At 60.0% G+C, this 26,315-nt stretch carries 24 protein-coding genes and 1 riboswitch; of the genes, 18 read left to right on the top strand and 6 right to left on the bottom strand.

The features are described 5' to 3' along the window. The first annotated feature begins 4 nt into the window (after positions 1 to 4). The 4 genes from hflK to GV827_RS01990 all read left to right on the top strand — a co-directional run bounded on the left by hflK (position 5) and on the right by GV827_RS01990 (position 4,075). Positions 5 to 1,216: an FtsH protease activity modulator HflK gene (gene hflK / locus GV827_RS02005; protein WP_204325667.1), complete on the top strand. Its 1,212-nt coding sequence runs from the start codon at positions 5 to 7 to the stop codon at positions 1,214 to 1,216. Further along, complete coding sequence (gene hflC / locus GV827_RS02000; RefSeq protein ID WP_164352008.1) at positions 1,216 to 2,115, top strand: protease modulator HflC; 900 nt, start codon at positions 1,216 to 1,218, stop codon at positions 2,113 to 2,115. Before hflK ends, hflC begins: the two co-directional genes overlap by 1 nt. Next, positions 2,112 to 2,306 carry a DUF2065 domain-containing protein gene (locus GV827_RS01995; RefSeq protein WP_164352007.1) on the top strand — a complete coding sequence of 65 codons (195 nt, stop codon included), beginning with the start codon at positions 2,112 to 2,114 and terminating at the stop codon, positions 2,304 to 2,306. Before hflC ends, GV827_RS01995 begins: the two co-directional genes overlap by 4 nt. A gap of 260 nt (positions 2,307 to 2,566) precedes the next feature. After that, complete coding sequence (locus GV827_RS01990) at positions 2,567 to 4,075, top strand: DegQ family serine endoprotease (RefSeq protein WP_164352006.1); 1,509 nt, start codon at positions 2,567 to 2,569, stop codon at positions 4,073 to 4,075. A gap of 116 nt (positions 4,076 to 4,191) precedes the next feature. Here the strand turns inward: GV827_RS01990 and GV827_RS01985 are convergent, their stop codons facing one another. Continuing rightward, a complete protein-coding gene (locus tag GV827_RS01985) occupies positions 4,192 to 4,749 on the bottom strand; it encodes a peptidoglycan-binding domain-containing protein (RefSeq protein ID WP_164352005.1) in 558 nt (185 codons plus the stop codon). A 184-nt stretch (positions 4,750 to 4,933) separates the two neighbouring features. On the opposite strand from GV827_RS01985, the gene GV827_RS01980 reads away from it, so the two are divergent. Both GV827_RS01980 and GV827_RS01975 read left to right on the top strand, forming a co-directional pair. Beyond that, a complete protein-coding gene (locus GV827_RS01980; protein WP_164352004.1) occupies positions 4,934 to 5,257 on the top strand; it encodes a 2Fe-2S iron-sulfur cluster-binding protein in 324 nt (107 codons plus the stop codon). Beyond that, positions 5,257 to 5,952 carry an FG-GAP repeat domain-containing protein gene (locus GV827_RS01975; RefSeq protein ID WP_164352003.1) on the top strand — a complete coding sequence of 232 codons (696 nt, stop codon included), beginning with the start codon at positions 5,257 to 5,259 and terminating at the stop codon, positions 5,950 to 5,952. The genes GV827_RS01980 and GV827_RS01975 overlap by 1 nt, the downstream gene beginning before the upstream one ends. Positions 5,953 to 5,955: 3 nt before the next feature. On the opposite strand, the gene purD is transcribed toward GV827_RS01975, so the two are convergent. Beyond that, on the bottom strand, positions 5,956 to 7,221 hold the full coding sequence (gene purD, locus GV827_RS01970; protein ID WP_164352002.1) for a phosphoribosylamine--glycine ligase: 1,266 nt from the start codon (positions 7,219 to 7,221) through the stop codon (positions 5,956 to 5,958). Between the two features lie 70 nt (positions 7,222 to 7,291). Here purD and xseA point away from each other — a divergent pair, with 70 nt between their 5' ends. Beyond that, a complete protein-coding gene (gene xseA / locus GV827_RS01965; protein ID WP_164352001.1) occupies positions 7,292 to 8,839 on the top strand; it encodes an exodeoxyribonuclease VII large subunit in 1,548 nt (515 codons plus the stop codon). Between the two features lie 98 nt (positions 8,840 to 8,937). Here the strand turns inward: xseA and GV827_RS01960 are convergent, their stop codons facing one another. Both GV827_RS01960 and GV827_RS01955 read right to left on the bottom strand, forming a co-directional pair. Beyond that, a complete protein-coding gene (locus GV827_RS01960; RefSeq protein WP_164352000.1) occupies positions 8,938 to 9,330 on the bottom strand; it encodes a hypothetical protein in 393 nt (130 codons plus the stop codon). 40 nt (positions 9,331 to 9,370) lie between these two features. Beyond that, positions 9,371 to 10,384, bottom strand: coding sequence for an alkane 1-monooxygenase (locus GV827_RS01955; RefSeq protein ID WP_164352191.1), 1,014 nt, complete (start codon positions 10,382 to 10,384; stop codon positions 9,371 to 9,373). 183 nt (positions 10,385 to 10,567) lie between these two features. Between GV827_RS01955 and GV827_RS01950 the strand changes: the two genes are divergently transcribed. The 5 genes from GV827_RS01950 (at position 10,568) to GV827_RS01925 (ending at position 16,256) form a co-directional block, all read left to right on the top strand. Continuing rightward, on the top strand, positions 10,568 to 12,280 hold the full coding sequence (locus tag GV827_RS01950; RefSeq protein ID WP_164351999.1) for an NAD(P)H-dependent oxidoreductase subunit E: 1,713 nt from the start codon (positions 10,568 to 10,570) through the stop codon (positions 12,278 to 12,280). Positions 12,281 to 12,283: 3 nt separating this feature from the next. Continuing rightward, complete coding sequence (locus tag GV827_RS01945) at positions 12,284 to 12,913, top strand: lysoplasmalogenase family protein (protein ID WP_164351998.1); 630 nt, start codon at positions 12,284 to 12,286, stop codon at positions 12,911 to 12,913. A gap of 590 nt (positions 12,914 to 13,503) precedes the next feature. Further along, positions 13,504 to 14,682 (top strand): signal recognition particle-docking protein FtsY, encoded by a 1,179-nt coding sequence (ftsY, locus tag GV827_RS01935; protein ID WP_235930168.1) that lies wholly within the window; start codon positions 13,504 to 13,506, stop codon positions 14,680 to 14,682. A gap of 36 nt (positions 14,683 to 14,718) precedes the next feature. Further along, the gene (locus tag GV827_RS01930) at positions 14,719 to 15,621 is read left to right on the top strand and encodes a DMT family transporter (RefSeq protein WP_164351997.1); all 903 of its coding nucleotides are present in this window, start codon (positions 14,719 to 14,721) and stop codon (positions 15,619 to 15,621) included. Between the two features lie 11 nt (positions 15,622 to 15,632). Continuing rightward, positions 15,633 to 16,256, top strand: a complete 624-nt coding sequence (locus GV827_RS01925) for an inner membrane-spanning protein YciB (RefSeq protein WP_164351996.1) — start codon at positions 15,633 to 15,635, stop codon at positions 16,254 to 16,256. A gap of 114 nt (positions 16,257 to 16,370) precedes the next feature. Here the strand turns inward: GV827_RS01925 and GV827_RS01920 are convergent, their stop codons facing one another. Next, positions 16,371 to 17,060, bottom strand: coding sequence for a glutathione S-transferase N-terminal domain-containing protein (locus GV827_RS01920; RefSeq protein WP_164351995.1), 690 nt, complete (start codon positions 17,058 to 17,060; stop codon positions 16,371 to 16,373). Positions 17,061 to 17,148: 88 nt separating this feature from the next. After that, a riboswitch (SAM riboswitch) is annotated at positions 17,149 to 17,225 on the top strand. Positions 17,226 to 17,290: 65 nt separating this feature from the next. Here GV827_RS01920 and metZ point away from each other — a divergent pair. The 5 genes from metZ (at position 17,291) to GV827_RS01895 (ending at position 23,310) form a co-directional block, all read left to right on the top strand. Continuing rightward, the gene (gene metZ, locus GV827_RS01915; RefSeq protein ID WP_164351994.1) at positions 17,291 to 18,469 is read left to right on the top strand and encodes an O-succinylhomoserine sulfhydrylase; all 1,179 of its coding nucleotides are present in this window, start codon (positions 17,291 to 17,293) and stop codon (positions 18,467 to 18,469) included. Positions 18,470 to 18,586: 117 nt separating this feature from the next. After that, on the top strand, positions 18,587 to 19,681 hold the full coding sequence (gene folE2 / locus GV827_RS01910; protein ID WP_164351993.1) for a GTP cyclohydrolase FolE2: 1,095 nt from the start codon (positions 18,587 to 18,589) through the stop codon (positions 19,679 to 19,681). A 178-nt stretch (positions 19,682 to 19,859) separates the two neighbouring features. Then, the gene (locus GV827_RS01905; RefSeq protein ID WP_164351992.1) at positions 19,860 to 20,111 is read left to right on the top strand and encodes a hypothetical protein; all 252 of its coding nucleotides are present in this window, start codon (positions 19,860 to 19,862) and stop codon (positions 20,109 to 20,111) included. Between the two features lie 143 nt (positions 20,112 to 20,254). Continuing rightward, on the top strand, positions 20,255 to 21,703 hold the full coding sequence (locus tag GV827_RS01900; protein ID WP_164351991.1) for a TrkH family potassium uptake protein: 1,449 nt from the start codon (positions 20,255 to 20,257) through the stop codon (positions 21,701 to 21,703). Between the two features lie 41 nt (positions 21,704 to 21,744). Further along, positions 21,745 to 23,310 (top strand): thiamine pyrophosphate-binding protein, encoded by a 1,566-nt coding sequence (locus GV827_RS01895; protein WP_386334152.1) that lies wholly within the window; start codon positions 21,745 to 21,747, stop codon positions 23,308 to 23,310. A 101-nt stretch (positions 23,311 to 23,411) separates the two neighbouring features. Here GV827_RS01895 and GV827_RS01890 read toward each other — a convergent pair whose 3' ends face one another. Continuing rightward, on the bottom strand, positions 23,412 to 25,184 hold the full coding sequence (locus GV827_RS01890; RefSeq protein ID WP_164351989.1) for a serine protease: 1,773 nt from the start codon (positions 25,182 to 25,184) through the stop codon (positions 23,412 to 23,414). Between the two features lie 155 nt (positions 25,185 to 25,339). Here GV827_RS01890 and GV827_RS01885 point away from each other — a divergent pair, with 155 nt between their 5' ends. Beyond that, positions 25,340 to 26,278 (top strand): glycine--tRNA ligase subunit alpha, encoded by a 939-nt coding sequence (locus tag GV827_RS01885; protein WP_164351988.1) that lies wholly within the window; start codon positions 25,340 to 25,342, stop codon positions 26,276 to 26,278. Positions 26,279 to 26,315: the final 37 nt, after the last annotated feature.

The following is a 26,315-nucleotide window of genomic DNA, read 5'->3' as shown; positions in this document are numbered from 1 at the left end:
CTACATGGCTGGTAACAATGGCGGCCCTTGGGGCAGCGGTGGAAACTCTGGTGATGACGGGGGTCGGGACGAAGGCCCCGGCAATCGTGGCACGGGCGGCGGTGGACGCGGACCGGGCGGTGACAAGCCGCAGATCCCTGAAATTGATGAACTGGTCAAAAAGGGCCAGGAACAGCTGCGCGTGCTGATGGGAGGCGGAGGTGGCCGCGACCGTGGCACTGGATCCGGTGGATCTGGCAGTGGCGGTCCGGTGATCACCCGTGGCACAGTCGGGCTGGGACTTGTGGTGGCCATTGCCGCCTGGGCCTTTGCAAGTTTCTACACCGTGCGTCCTGAACAGCAGTCGATTGAACTGTTTCTTGGAGAGTTTTCCGGGATCGGTACAGAGGGTCTGAACTTTGCGCCGTGGCCTGTCGTGACCGCAGAAGTATTCGACGTGACGACAAACCGCACCGAAGAGATCGGTGTGGGCCGGGGCAACAGCGACAACGACGGTCTGATGCTGACAACGGACGAGAATATCGTGGACATTGATTTCCAAGTCGTCTGGAACATCAAGAATGCCAAGGATTTCAAATTCTCGCTGCGGGATCCGGATGCAAGCGTTCGGGCGATTTCAGAATCCGCGATGCGCGAAGTGATCGCGCAATCCGAACTGGCGCCGATCCTGAGCCGGGACCGTGGGACCGTTGCGGACCGGGTCAAGGAATTGATCCAGACAACGCTGGATAATCGCCAGACAGGTATCAACGTGCTGCGTGTCAACCTCAACAAGGTCGACCCACCCAGCCAGACGGTGCTCGTCACCAAGGCCGATGGCTCGACCGAGCAAGCCTCGGTTGTAGATGCCTTTCGTGACGTGCAGGCCGCTGAACAGGAACGTGACCGGGTAGAACGTCAGGCGGATGCCTATGCCAACCGGCGGACAGCGGAAGCGCGTGGTGAGTCCGCGCAGTTGCTGGAAGCGGCGGAAGGGTACCGTGCGCGCGTCGTGAACGACGCCGTCGGTGAAGCAAGCCGTTTTGAAGCTGTTCTTGCGGAATATCAGCAAGCGCCTGAAGTCACCCGAAAGCGTCTTTATCTTGAGACGATGCAGAAGGTGCTGGGCGATGTGGACAAGATTATTTTGGAAGGTGGCATTGGAGGCACCGGCGGGCAGGGTGTCGTGCCCTATCTGCCGCTCAATGAGCTGCGCCGTTCCGGAGGGAGTAACTGATGCGTAAGATGGGTTTTTTGCTGCCGGTAGTGGTGGTTGCAGTGGTTGGGATGCTTTCCGCAATCTTTGTTGTGGACGAGCGTGAGAAAGTACTGGTGCTGCGGTTTGGCCAGATCAAACAGGTCGTGATAGAGCCGGGTATCGGCTTCAAGGTGCCTTTGCTGGACGAAGTTGTGCGTTTCGAGGACCGTATTCTGAGCCTTGAGACAGAGGTGATCGAGGTGACGCCCGCCGATGACCGCCGTCTTGAGATTGACGCGTTTGTGCTGTTCCGCATTGCCGACATCGTTCAGTACCGGCAGGCGATCGGTGCCGGAGGAGAACGTCAGGCGATCAATGACCTGAGCGGTATCATGGAATCGCAAATCCGTGCCGTATTGGGTTCGCAGGGTGTGACATCGAACACCATCCTGTCGCCGGACCGGGCACGCCTGATGGATCAGATCCGCGAAAAGGCCGATGCCCGCGCGCAGGCGCTGGGTTTGAAGGTCGTGGACGTGCGGTTGCGCCAGACGAACCTGCCCGAGCAGAACTTTGACGCCACGCTGCAACGCATGATCGCCGAGCGGGACCGTGAGGCGACGGACGAACGTGCACGTGGTCAGGAAGCTGCGCAGCGAGTGATCGCTTTGGCGGACCGTACTTACGAAGAAATCCTGTCCGAGGCCCGTCGGGATGCACGGATCATCGAAGGTGAGGCGGATGCCGAGCGGAACAAGATCTTTGCCCAGGCTTACGGCAAGGATCAGGAATTCTTTGAATTCTATCGTTCGCTGACGGCATATGAAGAGGCTTTGAAGGGTGAGAATTCGACAATGGTTCTGTCGCCTGACAGTGAGTTCTTCAACTACCTGCGTTCTGATCAGGGCAGCCGGTCCGTCGAGGGAGAGCGGAATTGAGCCTCCTGCTGCTGGCCCTTGGGTTGGTGATGATTTTCGAGGGGCTGGTGTACGCACTGGCCCCTTCGCTTTTGGAACGCATGTTGGAAGTGCTGCGGTCGATGCCAGAAAGTGCAGTGCGTCAGATCGGCGCGTTGGTGATCGTTGCAGGGCTGGTGTTGGTCTGGGTGGCCTTCCAGATCGGCGTTTGATCCCGACGGCTTCTGATCCAACAGCTTGAGCGACGCCGAACATGCTGATTTGCTTGGCAACCAGCCCCGGCACTTGCGGGATTTACGATCAGAAAGAAGGGCCTTGCGCGCATTCGTTGTCGGATTTGACCCAAGTCCGATGTTGAAATGGGCGTGATCGCACACATCTTTCATATTGCGGCAGGGGCATCCGCGATGCACTCTGTCCTTTATTATTATTGGACCGGTCGGTCCCAAGAGATGAAAGCAGGAGAAAACCCATGCAACCACGGGGCATGCCGCACATCCGGCGATCCGCTGAGGCCAGAGTTATCACCAAACCGGCAAGCGCAGGTTGGCACATCCGCGCTATTGCGCTGACTGTATTGGTCTTTGCACTTGTACTTGCTCAGGCTGTGGCAGCCTTTGCAAAGCCAGAGAGCCTTGCACCGCTGGCAGAGAAGATAAGCCCGTCAGTGGTCAACATCACGACATCAACGGTTGTGGAGGGACGCACAGGCCCGCGCGGTATTGTGCCCGAAGGCTCGCCTTTCGAGGATTTCTTTCGCGAATTTCAGGATCGCAACCGGGATGGAGAAGGACCGCGGCCGCGCCGGTCTTCGGCGCTGGGATCCGGCTTTGTCATCTCGGAAGATGGTTTCGTTGTCACGAATAACCACGTTATTGATGGAGCCGATGAGATCACGATCGAGTTCTTTTCTGGCGAAGAGTTGAAAGCGACGGTGATCGGCACCGACCCCAACACCGACATCGCCCTGCTCAAGGTCGAGGCTGAAACACCCCTGCCATTTGTCAAATTCGGTGACAGTAATCTGGCGCGCGTCGGCGACTGGGTAATTGCCATGGGCAACCCGCTGGGTCAGGGCTTCTCGGTCTCTGCCGGGATCGTGTCAGCCCGTAACCGTGCGTTGTCCGGCACCTATGACGACTACATTCAGACGGATGCGGCGATCAACCGGGGGAACTCCGGCGGGCCTTTGTTCAACATGGACGGGGATGTGATTGGCGTGAATACTGCGATCCTTTCGCCAAACGGTGGGTCCATCGGCATTGGTTTTTCCATGGCGTCCAACGTTGTGACGCGAGTGGTTGATCAGCTGAAAGAATATGGCGAGACGCGACGCGGCTGGCTGGGCGTGCGCATTCAGGATGTCACACAAGACGTGGCCGATGCCATGGGGCTTGAAAAGGCCGCAGGTGCGCTGATTACGGATGTGCCGGATGGTCCTGCAAAGGAGGCAGGTTTGCTGACCGGCGATGTGATTATGTCCTTTGACGGGGTCGAGGTCGAAGATACGCGCGGGCTGGTCCGTCAGGTGGGCAATAGCCCCGTGGGAGCGACCGTTCGTGTCACCGTAATGCGAGAAGGCAAGAGCCAGACCATCAAGGTGGTGCTGGGCCGACGTGAGGACGCCGATGGCGCGGCTGACACCGGTGGCGAGGCGCCTGAGCAGGACAAAGAGCCGGAGACCAAGGACTTTTTGGGCCTCACACTGGCCCCGCTGACAGGCACAATTCGCGAAGAGCTGGGTGTTGAGACCGACACGGTCGGTCTTGCTGTGACGGCCGTGGACGAAGCGTCCGAAGCTTTTGAGAAAGGTCTGCGAACCGGTGATATCATCACCGAGGCGGGGCAGCAGAAGGTCGCCACCATTGCCGATCTTGAAGCACGGGTTCAGGCCGCCAAGGATGCGGGCCGCAAGTCGCTTTTGTTGCTGGTGCGGCGCGCTGGTGATCCGCGTTTCGTGGCACTGTCGCTGGGCGACTGACCTGACCACAGTCACTGACTTGTTCGAGGGCGCCCAAATCGGGCGCCCTTTTTCGTACGCTCAAACTCCGTGCCTTTGCAAACAGGCGAACTTGAACATGCGCCCTGTGAAGTGCTCTATTCGCTTGCTCTACGCGGAACGGCAACAAGACCCAGAGTGCGGGCGCTTTCAAGCGACAACACTGCACTGTCGGGACCGGTTGGGGCTTGGTACCGTTTCACCGCGGCACGGGTTGGCGCGTCTATCACACCGGTGATGATCCCGCCGTAGGCACCGCGCGCCTGAAGCGCCCTCTGCAACGACGAGATGAAATCTGGCGTCAGCACATCAGGGCAGGGTGTCTCGAACCAGTTGTCCTTGCGCGGGGTGACGATGACTTGCCGGTCCTCGGTGCGGTAGACCGGCAGTTCCGCCACGGTACCATCGGGGTTCACTTTTGCCGGCTTGATCTGCACGCGCTGGCTGACGCGTTCCACCACGGCGGGACTGACGGTTCTGCCCCAACAGGAACCAGGCGGCGCGCCTTCGGGGCCATTTCGGGTGGGTGTGAACACGCCGGGTTCCGGGGATGAGCTGGCGCTGCCTTCGGGGGTGGTTTCGCAGGCTGCAAGCATGCTCAGCACGACAAGCGCAGGTGCTGCGCGCCGCAAAAGGGTGGTGACTGCCTGTTTCATTGCCCGGTGCCTCTGGGTCTGATTTGTCCTGTACTTTAGCTGTTTTGCGGCCCGCTGCCTAGCAGGCTGCACAAACGTCGCGGCCAATTGCGGCTTCGGGTGTCCTTCTTGGCCGAAAGGGACTGGCAGAGCCACGCCTGCGCCGCTAGATAACGTGAAACGTTTTTGATGAAGGGGCGCTGAAATGGCGAAAATCACGTATGTCGAGCATGGCGGCAAGGAACATGTCGTCGAGGTGGCCAACGGCCTGACGGTTATGGAAGGCGCGCGCGACAACAACATCCCGGGGATCGAAGCGGATTGCGGCGGGGCCTGTGCCTGTTCGACCTGTCATGTCTACGTCGATCCGGCCTGGGTCGAGAAGCTTCCGGCCAAGGACGATATGGAAGAAGACATGCTTGATTTCGCGTATGAGCCCGATCCCGAGCGGTCGCGTCTGACTTGCCAGATCAAGGTGACAGATGCGTTGGACGGTCTGCGCGTACAGATGCCCGAAAAGCAGATCTGATGATCCTGCGGGCCGCCTTGATGGTGTTGGCGCTGACCAGCTCCGCTGCGGCCCAAGAGATCACAGCGGCGCGGTTCGCTGAACCTACAGAGAGATACACCCACGGAATTCTAGGTGACGCCATTGAATTTGGTGCACTGCAAATCGACGTGGCTGGCCGGGGCACAGTGACAGTCACGTTGCCCCGAGATCATGTCTTTGAAGATGTTGCCCCGCGTCTGTGGGATGTGACCGGGGATGGTTTGCCGGAGGTGGTCGTCATCGAGACGGACGTCGCCCTGGGCGGGTCGCTGGCCGTCTATGGGCCATCTGGCAAGATTGCTGAAACACCTCATATCGGGCGAACGAATCGCTGGTTAGCCCCCATCGGCGCAGCCGATCTGGATGGCGACGGCGCGATTGAAATTGCCTATATCGACCGTCCGCATCTGGCCAAAGTGCTGCGGGTCTGGCGCTTCAAGGATGGCGCACTGAAACCTGTGGCCGATGTGTCGGGGTTTACCAATCACCGCATTGGAGAACGCGATATTGCTGGGGGGATACGCGACTGTGCAGGGCTGCCGGAAATGGTGGTTGCTGCAGCGGATTGGGCCCGCGTCTCCGCGGTCCGCTTTGGCTCAAATGGATTTGAGGTGCGGGATATCGGGCCGCATCAAGGGCGCGACAGCTTTGCCAAAGCACTTGGCTGTCAATAGGTCCTAATCCAGTGCGCGCCAGCCGATGTCCCGGCGACAGAAGCCTTCGGGCCAATCGATCTGATCCACCATGGCATAGGCGCGCTTTTGTGCCTCGGCAAGGCTGTCGCCCCGCGCGGTGACATTCAAAACACGGCCACCGGTCGCCGTCATTGCGCCATCGCTGAGCGTTGTGCCCGCGTGGAAAACCATGTTCTTGCTGTCTTCGGGCAAGGCGTCGAGCCCTTTGATCACGGTGCCCTTTTCGTAAGAGCCCGGATAGCCTTTTGCGGCCATCACGACCGTCAGCGCGTGGTCGTCACCCCAATTCACCTGCGTGTCGGCCAGACGGCCATCAGCAGCGGCGTGCATCAGGTCAAAGGCTTGTGCGCCAAGGCGCATCATCAGGACCTGGCATTCGGGGTCGCCAAAACGGACGTTGTATTCCACCAGACGTGGTTGCCCGTCCTTGATCATCAAACCAGCGTAGAGCACGCCCTGATACGGCGTGCCGCGCCTGGCCATCTCTGCCATGGTCGGGCTGATGATTTCATTCAGTGCCTTTTCGGCGATTGAATCGGTCAGGACGGGGGCGGGCGAATAGGCACCCATGCCGCCGGTATTTGGGCCGGTATCGCCATCGCCCACGCGCTTGTGGTCCTGGGCAGTGCCGATGGGTAGCACGTTCTCTCCGTCGCAGAGGACGAAAAAGGACGCCTCTTCGCCTTCCATGAACTCTTCGATCACCACTTCGGCACCTGCATCGCCGAAAGCGCCCTCGAACATCTCGTCAACGGCCGCGACGGCCTCTGCATCTGTCATTGCGATGATCACGCCCTTGCCGGCTGCTAGACCGTCTGCCTTGATCACGATAGGTGCGCCCTGTTTTTCTACGTAGGCGCGCGCGTCGGCGTGGTTGGTGCAATGCGCGTAGGCTGCGGTGGGGGCGTTGGCGGCGTCGCAGATTTCCTTGGTGAACGCCTTGGACGCTTCCAGTTGGGCGGCGGCGGCGGAGGGACCAAAGACAAGAAATCCGGCACCTCTGAGGTCGTCGGCGACCCCAGCGGCGAGGGGGGCTTCGGGACCGACGATCACGAAGTCGATGCTATTTTCCTCGCAGAAGGTCACGACCGTGCCGCCGTCCATGATGTCGAGGGACGCGCAATCGGCAATCTGGGCGATGCCTGCGTTGCCCGGCGCCACGATCAGCTTGTCACACTTGGGGTTCTGCAGCGTGGCCCAGGCAAGGGCATGTTCGCGTCCGCCGCTGCCCAAAATCAGGATGTTCATTGGCTACGCTCCCTTGGCCTTTGTTGGGGGGCGTTCTAAGCTGTGTGGCAACGAGGGGCAAGGACGCGATATGGACCTGATTGACGATCCGGCAGAAGGGCTGAACAGCCCTGAATTCACCGTTACCGAAATATCCGGAGCGATCAAACGCGTGATCGAAGGAGAATTCGGTCACGTGCGCATCCGGGGGGAGGTCGGGCGGGTGAGCCGTCCCCGGTCGGGGCATATCTACCTCGATCTCAAGGACGACAAATCGGTCATTTCAGGTGTGATCTGGAAAGGCGTGTCGGCGCGGCTGGAGACCCAGCCCGAAGAGGGGATGGAAGTTGTCGCCACCGGTCGTGTGACCACCTTCGGCGGGCAATCGAAATACCAGATCGTCATCGAAGACATCAAACCGGCGGGCATGGGCGCGTTGATGGCGCTGTTGGAAAAGCGCAAGAAGATGCTGGCGGAAGAGGGGTTGTTCGACCCCGCGCGCAAGCGGCCTCTTCCCTACCTGCCGGAGGTCATCGGCGTAGTGACGTCACCATCGGGGGCGGTCATCCGCGATATTCTGCACCGTCTGCGCGACCGCTTTCCGCGCAAGGTGTTGATCTGGCCGGTTGCCGTCCAGGGAGCCAAATGCGCGCCAGAGGTGGCACGGGCCATTGCCGGGTTCAACGCGTTGACACCGGGGGGTGCCGTGCCCCGACCCGACCTGCTGATCGTGGCACGAGGCGGGGGATCGGTCGAAGATCTGTGGGGCTTCAATGAAGAAATTGTCGCCCGTGCGGCTGCCGCTTCCGAGATTCCGCTGATCTCTGCTGTTGGCCATGAGACAGATACCACTTTGATCGACTTCGTTTCGGACAAACGCGCACCGACGCCAACGGCGGCGGCAGAGCTGGCGGTCCCGGTTCGCCACGAGCTGGCCGCATGGCTGGACGGGCAGGAAGCGCGTATGGCGCAGTTGGTCAGTCAAGGGCTCAGCATGCGTGGGCAGAGGCTGCGGGACATGGGCCGCGCGCTGCCACGGGCTGAAACTTTGTTGGATGGTCCGCGGCAACGGCTGGACCGTGCGGCGGAGAAGCTGGAGCCAGCGCTGATTGCGGGCGTACAGCGGCGCCGGGTGCGGCTGGCGGATGTGTCTGGATCGCTCAGGCCCGCCACGCTGCGTCAGCGGCTGGCAAATGACAGGCGGCGGCTTGAGAGCATCGCCTTGCGGCTCGCGCCTGCGCTGGGGCGGGGCGTTGCTGCGAAACGCGACAGATATGACAGCCGGGCCAAGGCCTTTCGGCCCGCAGCACTTGAGCGGGACAGGCTGGCGAAAGCGCAGGCGTTCGAAAAGCTGGTGGCACGGTTGTCTGAAGCGGGACAGCGGCAGACACGCGGCTGGCGGGATCGTCTTGAGGGTTTGGAGCGGTTGCGCGAAACCCTCAGCTACAAGTCCACGCTGGCGCGCGGTTATGCCGTTGTGCGCGGTGACGGTGCGGTGGTCACGGATACCAGGGCGGCCAAGAAAGCCGCCGTTCTTGAGATTGAATTTGCTGATGGTCGGTTGACGGTGGGCGGCAAGCCAGCCGCCGTCCGCAAGAAAACGCCGGAGGTGCCGCCGGAGCAGGGCAGCCTTTTGTAGCGTGTTTTCAGCACGACTGAGCGCCTAGGTCACAATGAAGAGAAGAGGCCTTTTGGCCAAACCTGAGACAGGTCAGGGGCAATCCGCGCTCTTGGCGCTCAGGCTCCGACCTTTGGGCCAAGGCACAGCATTTCCTCGCCGATGTCCTCGGCCTCGTACAGTTCGGTCGTTCCGGGATTGTTTTCAAACCGGGCGATAAGACCACGTGGGGATTGCACAAAGCTCCAGCATTGCGGAACTGTGTTGTTTTCATAGACAAAACAAATCAGCCCGTTCTCTTCGTACCAAAGGCCTTCCTTGCATTCTCCATCCAGAAAGGACCATTCGACACGGCGGTTTTTGTGATAGATTTCAGCGCCGTAGGCCTGTCCGTTCTGGCCGTAGAACAGGGTTTTCCCGCGCGTATAGGCGTCGAATTCTTCTGCAGTCATCAGATCCTGCGCTGCAAGCGGCGCAGCGATCAGGGCCAAGAGGAGAACGAGGCGTTTCATATCCCCAATTTTGCAGAAACCAGAGATCGGGACCAGTGGGTCAGGCCATTTTTTGCCAACGCGAAACCCGATGATCCATCACCCGCCGCCAGAGCGGGGGGACAAGGGCGATAACCGCCATGACCGGCAGGGAGTGCGGCAGCTGCGGCATGGCGTGCGGCCTGTTCTCAAGGGCCGGAAATGCGCGTGTCGGTCGCATGTGGTGGTCAGAGTGCTTGGGCGCGTTAAGCATCATGGCGTTGGAATACCATTTCGGCGCGTTCCAGCTGTGCTGGGCGCCGATGGGTTCGGGTTTGCCGCTCTCACCGATCCGGCGGCGCAGGCCATAGTGCTGGACGTAGTCGGACAGCAAAAGTTGCAGCTGCGCATAAAGTGCGATGGCGATGTAGATCAAAAGACCTTTTGGACCGGCAATGAGAAATGAGACCACAAGGGCGATCATGCCGCCCAGCACATAAGCGACGTAAGGGTTCTGCCACGAGGAACGGGGGCGGGATGCGCGGGCACGGCGTGCCGCTTCTGCATGAAGTCCGGCTGTGAACTCCCCCTTGATGACCCGCAGGGCATAGCGCCAGAACCCTTCGCCCTTTCGCGCTGAATTGGGGTCCGCGTCTGTCGCGACATGCACATGGTGGACATGCAGATGGGCCGAGACGTGATGACCATGCAACAGTGATATGTAGATCGCAGCGCCGATGCGGCGGGGCAGGCGTGCGCTGGCGTGGATAAGCTCATGCGCATTGGAATTGGAGACCTGCCCGAAATAAAGGCCAAGGCCGGTGAAGATCAGCAGCTTATCAATCAGGCCGAGGTGCGCACCAGCTCCGAGCGCCCAGACACCAAGGGCCAGCAGCAGGAAATGGACAAGGGCCAGTATCAAGGTCAGTGCGCGGCCGGACGCTGCGCTTTCAGGGAGGTGACGCGACAGCTTGTCGAGAGAGAACACGAAGACTGTGATCGACAGCACTGCAAGCAGCGGAAAAACCCCACCATTCAGGCAGGCCAGTGCAAGAAGCACGGCTGGTGTCAGGCTGGCGATAGCGTACCAGATCATCGGAATACTCGCGGCTTTGGGTCCAGCATGTTTCTTATAGGCGAAATATGGCGCGACCAAGAACGCATCGTGACGCGTGGAGGGGGGCAGCCGCGCAAAGGGGGGCGGAATTGTCGCTTTTTGATCGTGGGCCCGCAGGGGTTCTTGATAGAAGGGCCGCGAGACCGGCTTGGAGGATACGACATGGCGCTGGATGATCACGGCAAGGCTGCGGGCAAAGGCCCGGAAAAAGGCGTCTGGAAATCCGGCAAGGGCAAGGGGCGTCGGCATACCAAGGGCCGCCAGTTGCAGGACGCGCCGTGGGACGAGGTGCGTGCCCTGCTGGGGGATCGGTCGCGGTCGCGTGATCTGCTGATCGAGCATTTGCATCTGATACAGGATGAATACGGACATCTGTCTGCCGCGCATCTGCGCGCATTGGCCGAAGAGATGCGGCTGTCGATGGCCGAGGTCTATGAGGTCGCAACATTCTACGCGCATTTCGACGTGGTCAAGGAAGGGGAGACACCGCCGCCTGCGCTGACCATTCGGGTGTGCGATTCGCTGTCGTGCGAGCTGGCAGGGGCGCAGGCGTTGAAGGCGGCCTTGGAGGATGGGCTTGATCCGGCGAAGGTACGCGTGCTGCGCGCGCCCTGCATGGGGCGCTGCGATACGGCGCCGGTGCTGGAACTGGGCCACAACCACATTGATCACGCCACACCGGAAAAGGTGCAGGCGGCGATTGCTGCGGACGACACCCATGTGCATGTGCCGGATTACGAAACCTTTGCTGATTATGCAGCTGAGGGCGGTTATGCCACGCTGAAAGAGTTGCGCGCGAACGGCGACTGGGAAGAAGTGCAGGAAAAGGTGCTGGCATCGGGTCTGCGTGGTCTGGGAGGCGCCGGGTTCCCGTCGGGCAAGAAGTGGGGGTTCGTGCGGGCGAACGCAGGTCCGCGTTACATGGCCGTGAATGGCGATGAGGGCGAGCCGGGGACGTTCAAAGACCGCTATTATCTTGAGCGGGTGCCGCATCTTTTCCTTGAGGGCATGTTGATCGCGGCATGGGCGGTCGAGGCGGAAAAGGTGTTCCTCTACATGCGGGATGAATATCCGGCGGTGCTTGAGATTTTGGCACGTGAGATCAGAGCTTTGGAAGAAGCCGGGGTTATCGAGCCTGGCTATGTCGACCTGCGGCGCGGGGCCGGAGCCTATATCTGCGGTGAAGAGAGCGCGATGATCGAGAGCATCGAGGGCAAGCGCGGGATGCCGCGTCACCGGCCGCCTTTCGTGGCGCAGGTCGGTGTCTTTGGGCAGCCGACGCTGGTGCATAACATTGAGACGCTCCATTGGGTCGCGCGCGTATGCCGCGAAGGGCCAGAGGTGTTGTCCGGGACGGAAAAGAACGGGCGCAAGGGTCTGCGATCCTATTCGGTTTCGGGCCGTGTGGCCCAGCCTGGCGTACATCTATTGCCAGCGGGATCGACCATCATTGATATAATTGAGGCAGCGGGCGGCATGGTCGAGGGGCATTCTTTTAAAGCGTATCAGCCCGGTGGCCCGTCATCCGGGCTCTTGCCCGCGTCCATGGATGATATCCCGCTCGATTTCGACACGTTGCAGCCGCATGGGTCGTTCATCGGATCGGCGGCGGTTGTCGTCCTGTCGGATCAGGATTCGGCGCGTGCAGCGGCGCTGAACATGCTGCGGTTCTTTGAGGACGAAAGCTGCGGGCAGTGTACGCCATGCCGCGTCGGCTGTGAGAAGGCCGTGAAACTGATGCAGGCGGATCGCTGGGATACCGGGCTGCTGGAGGAGTTGTCCTCTGCAATGGTCGATGCCTCAATCTGCGGGCTGGGGCAAGCCGCGCCAAACCCGATCCGGCTGGTGATGAAGCACTTCCCGGAAGAAATCTGAGCCATGCTCTGGGCCACAAGTGGTCTGTCCGCGCTGATCTACTGGGGGCTGTCACTGCGCGATGGCCATTCCTGGGGCCGCAGCGCGGTCAAAGGGCTGGCGCTGGTGCCGCTGGTGGCTTTGGCCCTCTGGCAGGATGCGCCGCTGGTGGCGCTGGCCCTTGCACTTTGCTCACTGGGAGACGTGGTCCTGTCGCGGCCGGGGGAAAGTGCGTTTCTTGGCGGGCTCGTTGCCTTTGCCTTGGGACACCTTGGCTGGATCATGGTCTTTGCGCTGCGCCCTGGGCTTGATGCGCGCTATCTTACAGAGCCGCTGTCGATTGTTCTGCTGGCCGGGTTGGCGGTTCTGATCGTTGGCGTGGCCCGAATGATCCTACCGCGCGCGGGGGCGTTGCGCCTGCCCGTTGCCCTATACATCGGCGTGATCGCAGCCATGTCCGCGACTGCCTTCGCCACAGGCGCGGGCCTCATCACGGCGGGGGCCGTGCTCTTTGCCCTGTCGGACGCGATTCTGGGCTTGCAAACCTTCTTTCTGACCACCGGGACGCGCCTCGAACGGCTGGCCAACGCACTGATCTGGCCGCTCTATTGGTCCGCTATCGCGTTGCTGACGCTGGGCGCCTTGGCCGCGTGATCGCGCTGGCCCTTTCCTCTGCCGGGTCAAGAGGCTAGATCAAGGGAAATTGCTGCGGAGGCTCCCTTTTGGCGTTTTTCAAGAAGCTCAAAGAACGGTTGTTCAAATCCTCGTCCAAAATCGACGAGGGGCTGGAAGCGATTGTCAGTGAAGGTGGAGAGGAAGACGTCCCTGCCGTTGACGAGGTGATGCAAGAAGCACCAGCCGAGGCGGTTGAGACGCTGGACCGGCCGTCAGACGACGAGGTCCGCGCCGAGGCCGAGCGGCAAGAGCGGGAAGCTGCCGAAGCTGCAGAGCGTGCAGCAAGAGAAGCTGCGGAACGGGAAGCCGCTGAGGCGGCTGCGCGAGAGGCTGCAGAACGGGCTGCGGCAGAAGAACGCGCCGCACGCGAAGCGGCGGAGCGTGAAGCCCGCGAGCGGGCCGCGTCCGAGGCCGCACGCCAGAAAGAAGCTGAAGCTGCGCGGGCGGCAGAACAGCGCGCTATTCAGAAAGCGGCGGATGAGGAAGCGCGCAAAGCGGCAGAGGCCGCAGCGCGCGAAGCCGAAGCCGCCCGTGCGGCAGAGGAAGAGCGGCAGGCCGAAGAGCGTCGTCTGGCCGAAGAGGCGCGCGCTGTCGACGAGGCACGCCGCGCCGAAGAACGCGAGGAGGCTGAGGCCGCTGCGCGTGCTGCCGCCGAGCGTCAGGCCGCAGAGGAACGCGACGCAGAAGAGCAGGCGCGCAAGGATGCCGCCGCGAAAGCAGCAAGGGATGCCGAAGCGCGCGCCGCACGCGAGGCCGCTCAAGATGAGGCCCCTGAGCCATCTGCACCTGAACCGCTGCGCACCACCATGACCCCGGTGGCGCCCGATCTGGTCGAAGAAGACGCTGGTGAACCTGCTGCCAAACCAGGCCTGCTGGGCCGCCTCATGGGCCGCGCTGCCCCCAAGACTGTCGTCCGCCGCGTGCTTGACGATGATATGCTTGAGCAGCTTGAGGAATTGCTGATCACCGCCGACATGGGTGTCGACACCGCGCTGCGCGTCACGGCGAACATGGCTGAGGGGCGCTTTGGCAAGAAGCTGTCAGTTGCCGAGATCAAGCAGCTTATGGCCGATGAGATCGCCCGGATCATGGAGCCGGTGGCGCGTCCCTTGCCGCTCTATCCCAAGACGCCTCAGGTGGTGCTGGTTGTCGGCGTGAATGGGTCCGGCAAGACCACGACCATCGGCAAGCTGGCCAGCCAGTTCCGTGCGGCAGGCAAAAAGGTTGTGATTGCTGCCGGGGACACGTTCCGCGCTGCCGCCGTTGAGCAATTGCAGGTCTGGGGCGAACGTGCGGGCGTGCCGGTATTGACAGCCGCGCAGGGTTCGGACCCGGCAAGCCTTGTGTTCGACGCGATGGGGCAGGCGCAGGCGGACGGGGCTGATTTGTTGCTGATCGACACGGCGGGCCGCTTGCAGAACCGGGGTGACCTGATGGAGGAATTGGCGAAGATCGTCCGGGTTATCCGCAAGAAGGACGAGACAGCACCGCACAACACGCTGTTGGTGCTGGACGCGACCACGGGGCAGAACGCCATCAATCAGGTCAAGGTGTTTCAGGAAATCTCGGATGTGTCAGGGTTGGTGATGACCAAGCTCGATGGTACGGCAAAGGGCGGTGTGCTGGTGGCCTTGGCGGACAAGTTCGGTCTGCCCATTCATGCCATCGGCGTGGGCGAGCAGATTGATGATCTGTCCCCCTTCGATCCGCAGGAATTTGCCGATGCATTGGTCGGATACGAGCGCTGAGGTGCACGATGCCTGCACCTTGCGTGGTGCTCTTTGATGACCGATTGGCTGCTTTCGATTGAAGGTACTGACGCAGGACACCGCGCGGCGCTGATCCTAGCGCTGATGGCGGCCTTTCTGCACGCGGTCTTTGGCGCACTGCAAAAGGGGCGGCACGATCCATGGCTGACGCGCGGCGCAATTGACGTATCCTATGGCGTGATGGCGGCGCCCTTTGCGCTGTTCGTGGTGCCATGGCCAGAGCCGCATCTGTGGCTGATCTTCGCCGGCGCATTTGTGATCCACACGGTCTACAAATTCCTGCAGGCCTGGGCTTATTCCAAGGGCGCCTATACGGTCGTCTACCCTGTGGTGCGCGGCACCGGGCCGCTGTTTACGGTGATTGGTGCCTACCTGATCTTCAACGAGACCTTTACTGGCATTCAGTGGCTGGGTGTTGCCGTGTTGCTGTCGGGAATTTTCGGGCTTGCGGTCTATAACATGGTCTTTTTGGTCAAAGAGCGGGACACGTTGAACGCAGCACTTGCCATTGCGGTAATGACGGGTCTGTTTGTCGCGCTCTATACAACCTATGACGCCTACGGCATCCGGGCGACGGCCAATCCGTTCACTTTCCTGGCGTGGTTCTTCATGATTGACGGGATCGTCATGCCTTTGGTGGCGGTGTCGCGTTGGCGAAAGATGATTGATCCGCCGGACCTCGGCCCCCTGATGACGCGCGGTGTCATCGGCGGGCTTGTGGCATTCATGAGCTTTGGCGCCATCATGATGGCGACACGGCTTGACAAGGTGGGCGAGGCGGCGGTGCTGCGCGAAACCTCGACCGTTTTTGCCGCTGTCATCGGCTGGGTGTTCCTCAAGGAAACGGTGGGTCCACGCCGGGTTGCGCTGATGGCATTGATTGCAGCGGGCGCTGTGGTAGTTGAGGTGGGTGGATGAAGGAGCGCGCCATGGATGATCCCGAAACGGACAGGCCAAAGACGATCAACCCGATCCTCAAGCAGGTGCTTGAGCTGGGGCCACCCTTGCTGTTTTTCCTGATCTATTTGCGTATCCGCGATGATGTCTTCGTCTTCGGTGGTACGGAATACACCGGGTTTATCGTTGCGACACTGATCTTTGTCCCGATCCTGCTGGTCGCCATGGGGGTTTTATGGTGGCTCACGGGCAAGCTCAGCCGGATGCAGATTTTCACCGCTTTCATGGTGATCTTTTTTGGCGGGCTGACCGCGTGGTTCAACGATGAAAAGTTCTTCAAGATGAAGACAACCATCGTCTACGCCTTCTTTGCAGCGATCCTGTCGATTGGTCTGATCCGCGGGCGCAGCTACCTTGCCTATGTCATGTCCGAGATGATCCCGATGAAGCACGAAGGCTGGATGCTGTTGACGCGGCGGCTGACCATGTTCTTCATCGCGCTGGCGGTGGCGAACGAGGTGGTCTGGCGCACCATGTCCACCGACGCCTGGGTCAAGATCGAGACCTTCGGGTTTCCGATCCTGATGTTCCTGTTCCTCTGGAGCCAGATCGTGGCGCTTGAAAAATACACGGAGCCTGATGGCGCGGACGACTAGCCATACACTTTCGAAAAGTCCGGTTCGATCTCTTCCAAGACATCGGCACCCTGCCAAGAGGTTTCGGTTGAGCGTTTCAACCTGCGGCATGGGCTGCGAGGGACCGCCCAGCGTCTAGCCGAGCGCAGCCAAGCGCCGCTGCAAATCCTTGTCCTCCGCATAGCCCGGACGTCTTTCTGCCATCAGGGCGCGACCGCGCAGAACCCCCTCGCGCGCCCACATCGTCTCGAGCCAGCGCGCCATATGCGGCTTGTCCTCCAACGTCTGCTGTTGTCCCTCCCACAGCGAAGCCCATCCCCAGATCGAGAAATCAGCGATTGAAATGAATTCGCCCGCGACGAATTCGTTCTGCGCCAATTGGCGGTCAAGCACACCGTAAAGCCGTGCGGTCTCGTCCCGGTAGCGGTCCTTGGCGTAGGGAATGTCCTCTTTCGCGAACTTAAGGAAATGATGCGCCTGTCCGGCCATGGGTCCAAGGCCCCCCATCTGCCACATCAGCCATTGATCGACGGCAATGCGCTCTCGCTCCGTTCGGCCCCCGAACTGACCGGTCTTGCGGGCGAGATATTGCAGGATCGCACCGCTTTCAAAGATCGAGATCGGCGCGCCATCGGGGCCGTCAGGATCCACGATGGCGGGCATTCGATTATTTGGCGCGATCTTCAGAAACTCAGGGTGAAACTGGTCACCCGCACCGATGTTGATCAGATGGGTGTCATAGGGCAGCCCCATCTCTTCCAAGGCAATAGAGATTTTCCAGCCATTCGGCGTGGGCCAGTAATACAGATCTATGGGAGCCGTCATCGCGATTTCCTTTTCAGCTGTACCTATGTTGACGCAAAACACAGCAAAGCCAAGGTGCTGGATTGACGAGGGGCCGCGACAGGCGTAATCCAAACGACGTGGTGATTTGTTACCGGATTGCGGGCCACGTTAAACAATCTGCTAAAAGGTCAGGATGAAAGCCCCCTTTCGCTTGACCGCGTCTGGGGTTTTTTATTGCCCGGCTGTCGCCGGGAGAGAAGGATAACAAGATGAGCAAAGACTGGAGCAAAGCCACGAAAGCCGTGCACGCTGGCACCCGACGCAGCCAGTACGGCGAGGTCTCCGAGGCGATCTTCATGACGCAGGGCTTTGTCTACGACACGGCAGAGCAGGCTGAGGCCCGCTTTGAAAGCGCTGGGCCGGATGAGTTCATTTATGCCCGTTACGGCAATCCGACAGTCGCGATGTTCGAAGATCGGATTGCGGCCCTTGAGGGAACAGAGGACGCCTTTGCCACGGCCTCGGGTATGGCGGCGGTCAACGGGGCGTTGATGTCCGTGCTGAAGGCAGGTGATCACGTGGTTTCGGCCCGCGCGCTGTTCGGATCGTGCCTGTATATCGCCGAGGAAATCCTGCCGCGCTTCGGGGTTGAGGTCACTTTCGTCGATGGCAGCGACCTCAGCCAGTGGGAGGCTGCGATCCGGCCCGACACGCGTGCAGTGTTCTTTGAATCGTTGTCGAACCCCACGTTGGAGCTGGTGGATATCGAAGGGGTGGCCAAGCTGGCCCATGCTCAAGGTGCCTTGGTCATCTGCGACAATGTATTCGCCACCCCGGTCTATTCCAATGCTGTGGCGCAGGGCGTTGATATCGTGATCTATTCCACCACCAAGCACATCGACGGGCAGGGCCGGGCGCTGGGCGGTGTGATCATGGGCACCCGCGAGATCATCCGCAAAACGGTTGAACCCTACATGAAGCATACCGGCGGTTCGATGAGCCCATTTAACGCTTGGATCATGCTGAAAGGTCTTGAAACCATGCGCCTTCGGGTGCGCGAACAGGCCGAAACGGCGTTGAAGCTGGCCGCGGCGCTGGAAGGCCATGAATGCCTTAGCCGGGTGATCTATCCGGGATTGCCCAGCCATCCCCAGCACGATTTGGCAAGCCGCCAGATGGGTGCGGGGGGCACAATGCTGGCGATCGAGGTGAAGGGCGGCAAAGAAGCTGCCTATAAATTCCTGAACGCCTGTGAGGTGGGGATCATCTCGAACAATCTTGGAGATGCGAAAACCATCCTGACGCCACCTGCCTTCACCACCCACCAACGCTTGCCGCAGGATCAGAAGGACGCGTTGGGCATCACGCCCGGATTGGTGCGAATTTCGGTGGGGCTTGAGGATGCCGATGACCTTTTGGGCGATTTCATGCAGGCGCTTTCGCACTGAAAATGTCGGTTTCGCAGGGGCTTAGCATAGCATTTCGGTGCTATGTCATATCTTAATTGGTAATCTCGGAACAGCACCCTAAGTATGTTCTGCACACCGATAGGGGGAGCTAAGTCCATGAATGCAATCACTTCAGTCGAGAAGGCGCCGGAGCGTTCCGAGGCCCAAGAAGCACTTGCAACGCTCAAGGCATGGGCTGCGGGCGCCACGCCAAGCGAGATTGAACAGCTTGATCCCGCGGTTGTGCGACTGCTGTCCTCTGAGCCGACGTATCCTGAATTCAACCGGACCTATCCTCACGATTTCGCGGTAGGTGATGGTTACAAGAAGACGTTACCCGACCTTCAAAACGGCCCCTCAAGCCTGATCCGTGGTGCCAAACAGCAGATCCAGCACGTCGGTATTTCAAATTTCCGCCTGCCGATCCGGTTTCACACCCGCGATAACGGCGATCTCAGCCTTGAGACGTCGATTACAGGCTCTGTCAGCCTTGAAGCAGACAAGAAGGGCATCAACATGTCCCGCATCATGCGCAGCTTCTACAAGCACGCAGAGCGGACCTTCAGTTTCGAGGTGATCGAGGCGGCACTGGACGACTACAAGTCCGACCTTGATAGCATGGATGCCCGTATCCAGATGCGCTTCAGCTTTCCGATGAAGATTGAATCGCTGCGTTCGGGTCTGTCGGGCTACCAGTATTACGACGTGGCGTTGGAGCTGATCGAAAAGGATGGCGTCCGCCAGAAGATCATCCATCTTGATTATGTCTATTCCAGTACCTGCCCCTGCTCACTGGAACTGAGCGAACACGCGCGCGCCACGCGCGGCCAGTTGGCGACACCGCATTCCCAGCGCTCCGTTGCACGGATTTCCGCCGTTATTGATGCCGACAACACATGCCTGTGGTTCGAAGATCTGATCGACGCCTGCCGCCGCGCGGTTCCGACCGAAACGCAGGTGATGGTCAAGCGTGAGGACGAGCAGGCCTTTGCTGAGCTGAACGCCGCCAACCCGATCTTTGTAGAAGATGCCGCACGTCTGTTCTGTGAGCAGTTGCAGCAAGAGCCACGCGTTGGGGATTTCCGCGTGATCGCGAGCCATCAGGAAAGCCTGCATAGCCATGATGCGATCTCGATCCTGACCGATGGTCCGACGTTCGAGATGAACAGCATCGATCCAAAGCTGTTCAACACGCTTTTTCACGTGGGCTGATCAAGAACAAAACCTGTAGAACAAAAAGCGCGCCCACGGAGGCGCGTTTTTTTGTGACCGGCTCATTGGCATGCGTCTTGGGTACAGCGGCTATGCAATCTTGTCTGTTCTCCTTGGGGGTTGGGCGACCTACTTCATGCGGTAGGGAGGCGAACGAAGACATTCTAAGGAGCCTCTAATGGCCTATTCCGACTTATCCAGCCCAGCACAGGTGCTGAGCCGTGAAATCACTCTGACCCGCAACGCACTTGCCGCAATTGGCAACGGTTTCTCCCGTTTGATGTATGCTATGGTCGAGAACTCAAGCATGAACGCGCGGGTCAAGAAAGTTCGCTATCTGGAAAGCAAAACAGACGCGGAACTTGCATCACTGAAGATCAAGCGCGAAGACATCGTGCACACAGTGTTTGCGGACCTCTACTACCTCTGAGCCTAGACTCAACTTACTGACAAGCGGCCCGACAGCCCGATGGCGCAAAATGCGTCTGGGCCGGGCCGTTTTTATGTCAAATGACCTTTCCACTGATGCGTGATCGCTTGACACCGCGCGAGGGGCGAGCCAACGCTGCTGGCATGTTGGATCTGCGCCCTGTCGGATATGTGGTTGGCCTGCTGGTGGCGGTGCTTGGGGTCGCGATGATCCTGCCCATGCTTGTCGATATCGCCGAGGGCAGGGGCCATTGGATGGTTTTCGCGGAAAGCTGTCTGGTCACCACGCTTGCAGGCGGAATGATCGCGCTGGCCTGTGCGAACGGCCCACGCGAGGGGCTGACGATCCAGCAAACCTTTTTGTTGACCTCAGGTGTCTGGCTGATGCTGCCCGTGTTCGGCGCCATCCCGTTTATGCTGGGAGAGACGGGGGCGGATTTCACCGATGCGTTCTTTGAGGCAATGTCAGGTCTGACCACCACCGGATCAACCGTGCTGTCGGGGCTTGATACGATGCCCAAGGGATTGCTTCTCTGGCGTGGCATCCTGCAATGGCTGGGCGGCGTTGGTATCATCGTCGTGGCCATGGTGTTTCTTCCCGAACTCAAGGTTGGCGGCATGCAGATCTTTAAGTCTGAAGGCTTTGATACTTTTGGGAAAATTCTGCCACGTGCCGGTCAGATCGCGACCCAGATTTCGGTTATTTACCTGTGGCTCACCGTTGCTTGCGCACTCAGCTATCTGGCGGTGGGCATGGACGTTTTCGATGCGACCGTGCATGCTTTCACGACGATCGCGACAGGTGGTTTTGCCAACTACGACGCCTCGTTCGGTGCCTTTGCAGGGCCTGCTGAATACGTTGCGTCGGTATTCATGATCTTTGCCGCTCTGCCATTTGTGCGGTACGTGCAATTGCTGAACGGAAACGCCATGGCGCTGCACCGTGACCCTCAGGTCAGGGGGTTTCTGATTACGGTCTTAGTGCTGGTGGCCGTTGCCTTTTTTCTGTTGTCACAGGTCCTGTCCCAATCGTGGGAGCAAAGTTTTCGTGAGGCGCTTTTCAACATCGTGTCGATCGTCACAGGCACGGGTTACGCTTCTGTCGATTACATGCAGTGGGGGTCTTTTGCCGTTGCCCTCTTCTTCTTTATCGGACTGATCGGTGGCTGTGCGGGCTCTACCGCCTGTTCGATCAAGATCTTCCGCTATCAGCTCCTTTTCGCCTCGATCCGTTCGCAGCTTCAGCTGATCCGGTCACCCCACGGTATCTTTACCCCGCGCTATGACGGGCGACCGGTCGGACCGGATGTTCTGGGATCGGTGATGTCCTTTTTCATGTTTTTCGTGGTGACACTAGGCCTTGTGGCTGTGGCGCTAAGCCTGACAGGGCTTGATTTCATCACGTCGGTTTCTGGCGCGGCAGCAGCGCTTGCCAACATCGGGCCCGGTCTGGGCGAGATTATTGGACCTGCAGGCAACTTCAGCAGCCTCAACGATACCGCAAAATGGATCCTGAGCATTGCGATGCTGCTAGGGCGCCTGGAACTGCTGGCTGTCTATGTCATTCTTACCGTTAAATTCTGGAGGGCCTGATGGCTGATCAGACCCGCCCGCTGGGCGCTCAAATCTCTCATATGCTCAAGGATCGCGGGGTGGATGTGATCTTTGGCATTCCCGGCGTGCATAATCAGGAGATGTACCGCGGGATCGAGGAGGCGGGGATCACGCACGTTTTGGCGCGTCACGAACAGGGCGCAGGCTTCATGGCCGATGGCTATGCCCGCGCGACGGGGCGGCCCGGCGTGGCCTATGTGATCACCGGGCCGGGGCTCTGCAACATCATGACGCCGATGGGGCAGGCCTATTCGGATAGCGTGCCGATGCTGGTGATTTCGTCCTGTCTGGATGAGACGGCGGCCCGGCGCGGGCAGTTGCACCAGATGAAGGACCAGCGCGCGGCGGCTGAGACGGTCTGCGACTGGTCCCATGAGGCGCGCTCGGCAGAGGCGGCCTATGCGCTCATTGACCGGGCGCTGGTGGAGTTCGAGACGGAGCGGATGCGTCCCAAGCATGTGCAGGTGCCGATTGGGGTTTTGGAAGGGATGGCCGCCATCTCACCCTACGCAAGCCGGTTCGAACGCTGGGGGCCGCAGCGACCTCAACGCGATGAATATGCGTCAACACAGGTTGCGAAAGCTCTGAAAGAGGCGCGGCGGCCAATTATTGTCTTCGGTGGGGGCGCAACTTTGATGGGGCGGACTCTATGCACCAAGTTGGCCATGGCTTCGAAGGCAGCGACTTTTGAGACCTATGCCGGGCGCGGTTTGATTGGCCCTGACCATTCACTCCATCTTGGTTCAATGCTCGCACGACCAGATTCGGCATCTGTTTTAGCGACTGCTGATCTAGTTGTAGTGATCGGGTCGGAACTTGCAGAGGTCGATCTTTGGCGAAAAGAGCTGGGCCATTCTTGCAAGACAATTCGAATAGATGAAGACCCCGAAAATTTAGCGGGCCTTCCACAGGAGGAAGTCGAGGCTTTCTGTGTTTCAAGCTACCCGATGATGGAAGCCACTTGGGAGTTGATCAAGGACGCCGAGATCAATACCGATTGGTCAGACGAAGAGGTGATCAGGTTGCGGCAACGCTGGCGCGCCGAGGTGGATGCGGAGTATCCCGGCGTGCTGCCCGTTGCAGATGCGCTTAAGGCCTGCCTGCCCGACGGCACCATGATCTACTCCGACATGACCCAGTTCGCCTATGCCTCGAAAGAGGTCTGGGATATGGATGAACCCGGCCACTGGCACCACCCCTACGGCTTTGGCACGCTGGGCTATGCGCTGCCAGCCGCTATCGGCGGGGCGGTGGGGCGCGACGGGCAGCCCACCATCGCGATCATGGGAGACTACGGTTTTCACTACACCATGGCAGAGCTTGGCGTGGCGGTGGAACTGGGCCTGCCGATCCCGATCATCCTGTGGGACAATGGCAAGCTGGGCGCGATTGAGGCCAGCATGGTGGGCGCGCAGATCGCGCCCAATGCGGTCATCGCGCGGAACCCGGATTTTGTGAAGCTGGCCGAGGCTTTTGGTGCGGCAGCGGTCAAGCCGGGGTCCTTGGACGAAATGCAGGCAGCGGTGCGGCAGGCGTTTTCAGCCGCCGGGCCAACGCTCATTCACGTGACACCGGATATTGCCTAGAAATCTTTTTCTTTCGATGGGTTCTACAAATGAGCAGAGGTGCCGCTGGCGCCTCTACCCTCAATTAACGTCGGAACCTTTCACAGCTTCTGGCGCTGGGCTCATTCCCAGCAGCTGACCAGAACTGTCATGCCCTGTGCCGCAATCCGCAGATCGCGAGGGGCTGCCGTGCCGGTGCGGTCGGCGGCTGTCAATTGCACGCCCGCCTGGTTGGCGACGTCAGCAATGGAGGTTCCCGCCAACGCAAAGCTGACGTTCTGTGGCAACTCCTGTCCGCCTTGCGGCTTGGGCAAAAGCATTCCCACCACGTTGCCGCTGGCGTCAAACACCGGACCACCCGCGTCTCCTGGCTGGGCCTTGAGGTCAAGCCGGTTGACGTTCTCTTCGCCGCGCAGGCCGCGCACATCCGCCAGCTTGCCATAGGTCAGCGTCGCCGCGCTCAGCACGCCTTCGTAGGAATAACCGGCAACGGACACTTCCGATTGCAGGCGCGGAGTGCCAATGCTGAAAGAGGCCACGGCGAGCGGGGCCAGCGACACGCGTGGTTTCAGGATCGCCACGCCGTTGTTCTTGTCTTGTGCCAGAACATCTGCCTCTGTGTCGCCATCAAGCGTGAGGCGTCCGCAGGTCTCCACGGCTTCGGATGTGGTCAGCACCGCACCGCTGCCGTCAATGAAAAAGCCTGATCGCGACAGTTTGGGCTGGCGTATCTGAAGTCCCGAGATCAGGTCAATTGCCTGTTCCGCATCGCTGCCTGCCGATGGGTCCAGAGCGCCGGGCAGGCGGGTAAAGCTCTTGGCCATCTCGGCCACGACACGGCGGCGGCGGTCTTCGTCACCTGCAGGCCAGATAAGTGTGAAACCTTTGACCTGGCCATCCTGCAGAGATACTTGCGTCTGGCTCACGATCCGCGCGTTTTCGCCAACCAGTTCAAAAGACGTGTTATTGCGCTGGCGCGGACCATCAACCGGCACGATTTCAAGCGTTTGCATGATCTCGTAGAGGCCAAAAAGTGTGTTCTGATCTCCCTGCTGAGAGATCAGGATCACCCGTGCGCCAATGTCGCCGGTGCTGTCGTAATGTGCGAAGGGCGCCTCGTAACGGGAGAATCCGACCTCGGCGGTGGGCATGATCATTTCGATCCCGGCCTGCGCATCGCGGACAACCTGCAGCCCCAAACCGTCCAGCACAGCGTTGTACTGTTTGAGCAAGGCAGCGCGCTGCAAGGTGGTCAGCACACCTGTGGTCTCAAAGTTATTGGCCTCCTGCCATGCTGCCATTGAGTTGCGCGTTCCACGTCCATAAGAGCCGTCAATCGCGGCGTCATAATACCCCGCCCATTGCAAGGCGATCTGCAGATCCTTACGCTCTTGTGCGGTCAGAATGCGTTCACTGCGCCGGGCCTCGGCAAGGGTTTCGTCGGTGGGTTTCAGGGTTGGCTCATCTGCCACGGTTTCAGGTTCAGGCGCGCTTGGTGCCGTTGCAGTCTCGACCGACGCGGGTGCCTCAAGCACGCCGCGGTTCAGGACGTTCGCGCCTACGGGCCAGAATTGCTGGCGAAAGGCCTCGGACAGCTGAATAAAGCTGTCGCGCGGCACGATCCGGTCGCGCACGTAGGATCGCAGTACCTGCTCTGCATCGGCCCTCCGGTATGGACCAACCGCGATACCATACCACCCCCCACCAAGGGAAAAGCCATTCACATCTTCAAGCTGGCCGGCATAAACCCGCGCCCGCGCGGTCGCTTCGGCCAGACTTGGCTGCGCCTCGATCTGGACCCAGACCACGTCATCGGCCGATTGTGCCTGTGCTGTCCCTGCGATTTGGGAAAGCGCCAGAATAACGACCAGAAAAACCTGCAAGATTCGCGTCATGGTGGAAGTTTCTCAAATGATTCAATGCTGGCCGCAGATAAGCAGGAAATCACCCGCAATACCATGGTCGCCGGATCGAATTTGTCGCTGTGTCGCAATTGACGCCCTGTGGTGTGACCCGTAGGTAGAGGCCGCATCACAAAGAGGCGTGGCACATGTCCAAGACCCCCGAAAAACCCCGGTCTTTTCAGTCTATCATTCTGGCTTTGCAGAACTATTGGGCGGCACAGGGCTGCGCGGTGTTGCAGCCCTATGACATGGAAGTGGGCGCGGGGACGTTTCATCCGGCCACGACCCTGCGGTCGCTTGGCACGCAACCCTGGGCTGCGGCCTATGTGCAGCCGTCGCGCCGTCCAACCGACGGGCGCTATGGTGAGAACCCCAACCGCTTGCAGCACTATTACCAATACCAAGTGCTGATCAAGCCCAGCCCGCCGAACCTTCAGGAACTTTACCTCGGCTCTCTCGAAGCCATCGGCATCGATATGGAGATGCATGATATCCGTTTTGTCGAGGATGACTGGGAAAGCCCGACCCTTGGCGCATGGGGGTTGGGCTGGGAAGTCTGGTGCGATGGTATGGAAGTCAGCCAGTTCACATATTTCCAGCAGGTTGGCGGGCATGATTGCCATCCGGTCTCGGGCGAGCTGACCTACGGTCTGGAACGGCTGGCGATGTATGTCCTTGGCGTCGATCACGTGATGGATATGCCGTTCAATGATCCGGGCAGCCCGATTGAGCTGACTTACGCGGACGTCTTTAAGCAGACCGAGGAGGAATACGCGCGCTGGAACTTCGACACTGCAAACACCGAAGTCCTGCTGCGCCAGTTCGAAGAGGCCGAAGCCCATTGCAAGGCGATCCTTGATCAGCCTGCTGTGGACCCAAAAACCGGCAAGCGGATCATTATGGCGCATCCGGCCTATGACCAGTGCATTAAGGCCAGTCACATGTTCAACCTGCTTGACGCGCGCGGCGTGATTTCAGTCACCGAACGTCAGGCCTATATCGGACGGGTACGGACCCTGGCCAAGATGTGCGCCGATGCATTTGTGCAAACCCGTGCAGGTGGCTGGACCGAGGACGCGGCATGAGACCGTGTGCTGATCGCCAGCAGTTATCGGAACGACG

It is taken from the genome of Sulfitobacter sediminilitoris (assembly GCF_010667575.1).
Taxonomy (GTDB): Bacteria; Pseudomonadota; Alphaproteobacteria; order Rhodobacterales; family Rhodobacteraceae; genus Sulfitobacter; species Sulfitobacter sediminilitoris.
The sequence above is the reverse complement of the archived record's forward strand: the minus strand, read 5'-3'. Positions and strand labels throughout refer to the sequence as shown.

Excerpts from the sequence above, each read along its gene's own strand:
- metZ (WP_164351994.1), top strand. The coding sequence starts at position 17,291 with ATGAGCAAAGACTGGAGCAAAGCCACGAAAGCCGTGCACGCTGGCACC.
- GV827_RS01885 (WP_164351988.1), top strand. The coding sequence starts at position 25,340 with ATGTCCAAGACCCCCGAAAAACCCCGGTCTTTTCAGTCTATCATTCTG.
- purD (WP_164352002.1), bottom strand. The coding sequence starts at position 7,221 with ATGAACATCCTGATTTTGGGCAGCGGCGGACGCGAACATGCCCTTGCC.
- GV827_RS01950 (WP_164351999.1), top strand. The coding sequence starts at position 10,568 with ATGGCGCTGGATGATCACGGCAAGGCTGCGGGCAAAGGCCCGGAAAAA.
- GV827_RS01980 (WP_164352004.1), top strand. The coding sequence starts at position 4,934 with ATGGCGAAAATCACGTATGTCGAGCATGGCGGCAAGGAACATGTCGTC.
- GV827_RS01930 (WP_164351997.1), top strand. The coding sequence starts at position 14,719 with ATGACCGATTGGCTGCTTTCGATTGAAGGTACTGACGCAGGACACCGC.
- GV827_RS01960 (WP_164352000.1), bottom strand. The coding sequence starts at position 9,330 with ATGAAACGCCTCGTTCTCCTCTTGGCCCTGATCGCTGCGCCGCTTGCA.
- hflC (WP_164352008.1), top strand. The coding sequence starts at position 1,216 with ATGCGTAAGATGGGTTTTTTGCTGCCGGTAGTGGTGGTTGCAGTGGTT.
- GV827_RS01890 (WP_164351989.1), bottom strand. The coding sequence starts at position 25,184 with ATGACGCGAATCTTGCAGGTTTTTCTGGTCGTTATTCTGGCGCTTTCC.
- GV827_RS01920 (WP_164351995.1), bottom strand. The coding sequence starts at position 17,060 with ATGACGGCTCCCATAGATCTGTATTACTGGCCCACGCCGAATGGCTGG.
- GV827_RS01900 (WP_164351991.1), top strand. The coding sequence starts at position 20,255 with ATGTTGGATCTGCGCCCTGTCGGATATGTGGTTGGCCTGCTGGTGGCG.
- hflK (WP_204325667.1), top strand. The coding sequence starts at position 5 with ATGGCTGGTAACAATGGCGGCCCTTGGGGCAGCGGTGGAAACTCTGGT.
- GV827_RS01905 (WP_164351992.1), top strand. The coding sequence starts at position 19,860 with ATGGCCTATTCCGACTTATCCAGCCCAGCACAGGTGCTGAGCCGTGAA.
- GV827_RS01945 (WP_164351998.1), top strand. The coding sequence starts at position 12,284 with ATGCTCTGGGCCACAAGTGGTCTGTCCGCGCTGATCTACTGGGGGCTG.
- folE2 (WP_164351993.1), top strand. The coding sequence starts at position 18,587 with ATGAATGCAATCACTTCAGTCGAGAAGGCGCCGGAGCGTTCCGAGGCC.
- GV827_RS01955 (WP_164352191.1), bottom strand. The coding sequence starts at position 10,384 with ATGATCTGGTACGCTATCGCCAGCCTGACACCAGCCGTGCTTCTTGCA.
- GV827_RS01895 (WP_386334152.1), top strand. The coding sequence starts at position 21,745 with ATGCTCAAGGATCGCGGGGTGGATGTGATCTTTGGCATTCCCGGCGTG.
- xseA (WP_164352001.1), top strand. The coding sequence starts at position 7,292 with ATGGACCTGATTGACGATCCGGCAGAAGGGCTGAACAGCCCTGAATTC.
- GV827_RS01990 (WP_164352006.1), top strand. The coding sequence starts at position 2,567 with ATGCAACCACGGGGCATGCCGCACATCCGGCGATCCGCTGAGGCCAGA.
- GV827_RS01985 (WP_164352005.1), bottom strand. The coding sequence starts at position 4,749 with ATGAAACAGGCAGTCACCACCCTTTTGCGGCGCGCAGCACCTGCGCTT.
- GV827_RS01975 (WP_164352003.1), top strand. The coding sequence starts at position 5,257 with ATGATCCTGCGGGCCGCCTTGATGGTGTTGGCGCTGACCAGCTCCGCT.
- GV827_RS01925 (WP_164351996.1), top strand. The coding sequence starts at position 15,633 with ATGGATGATCCCGAAACGGACAGGCCAAAGACGATCAACCCGATCCTC.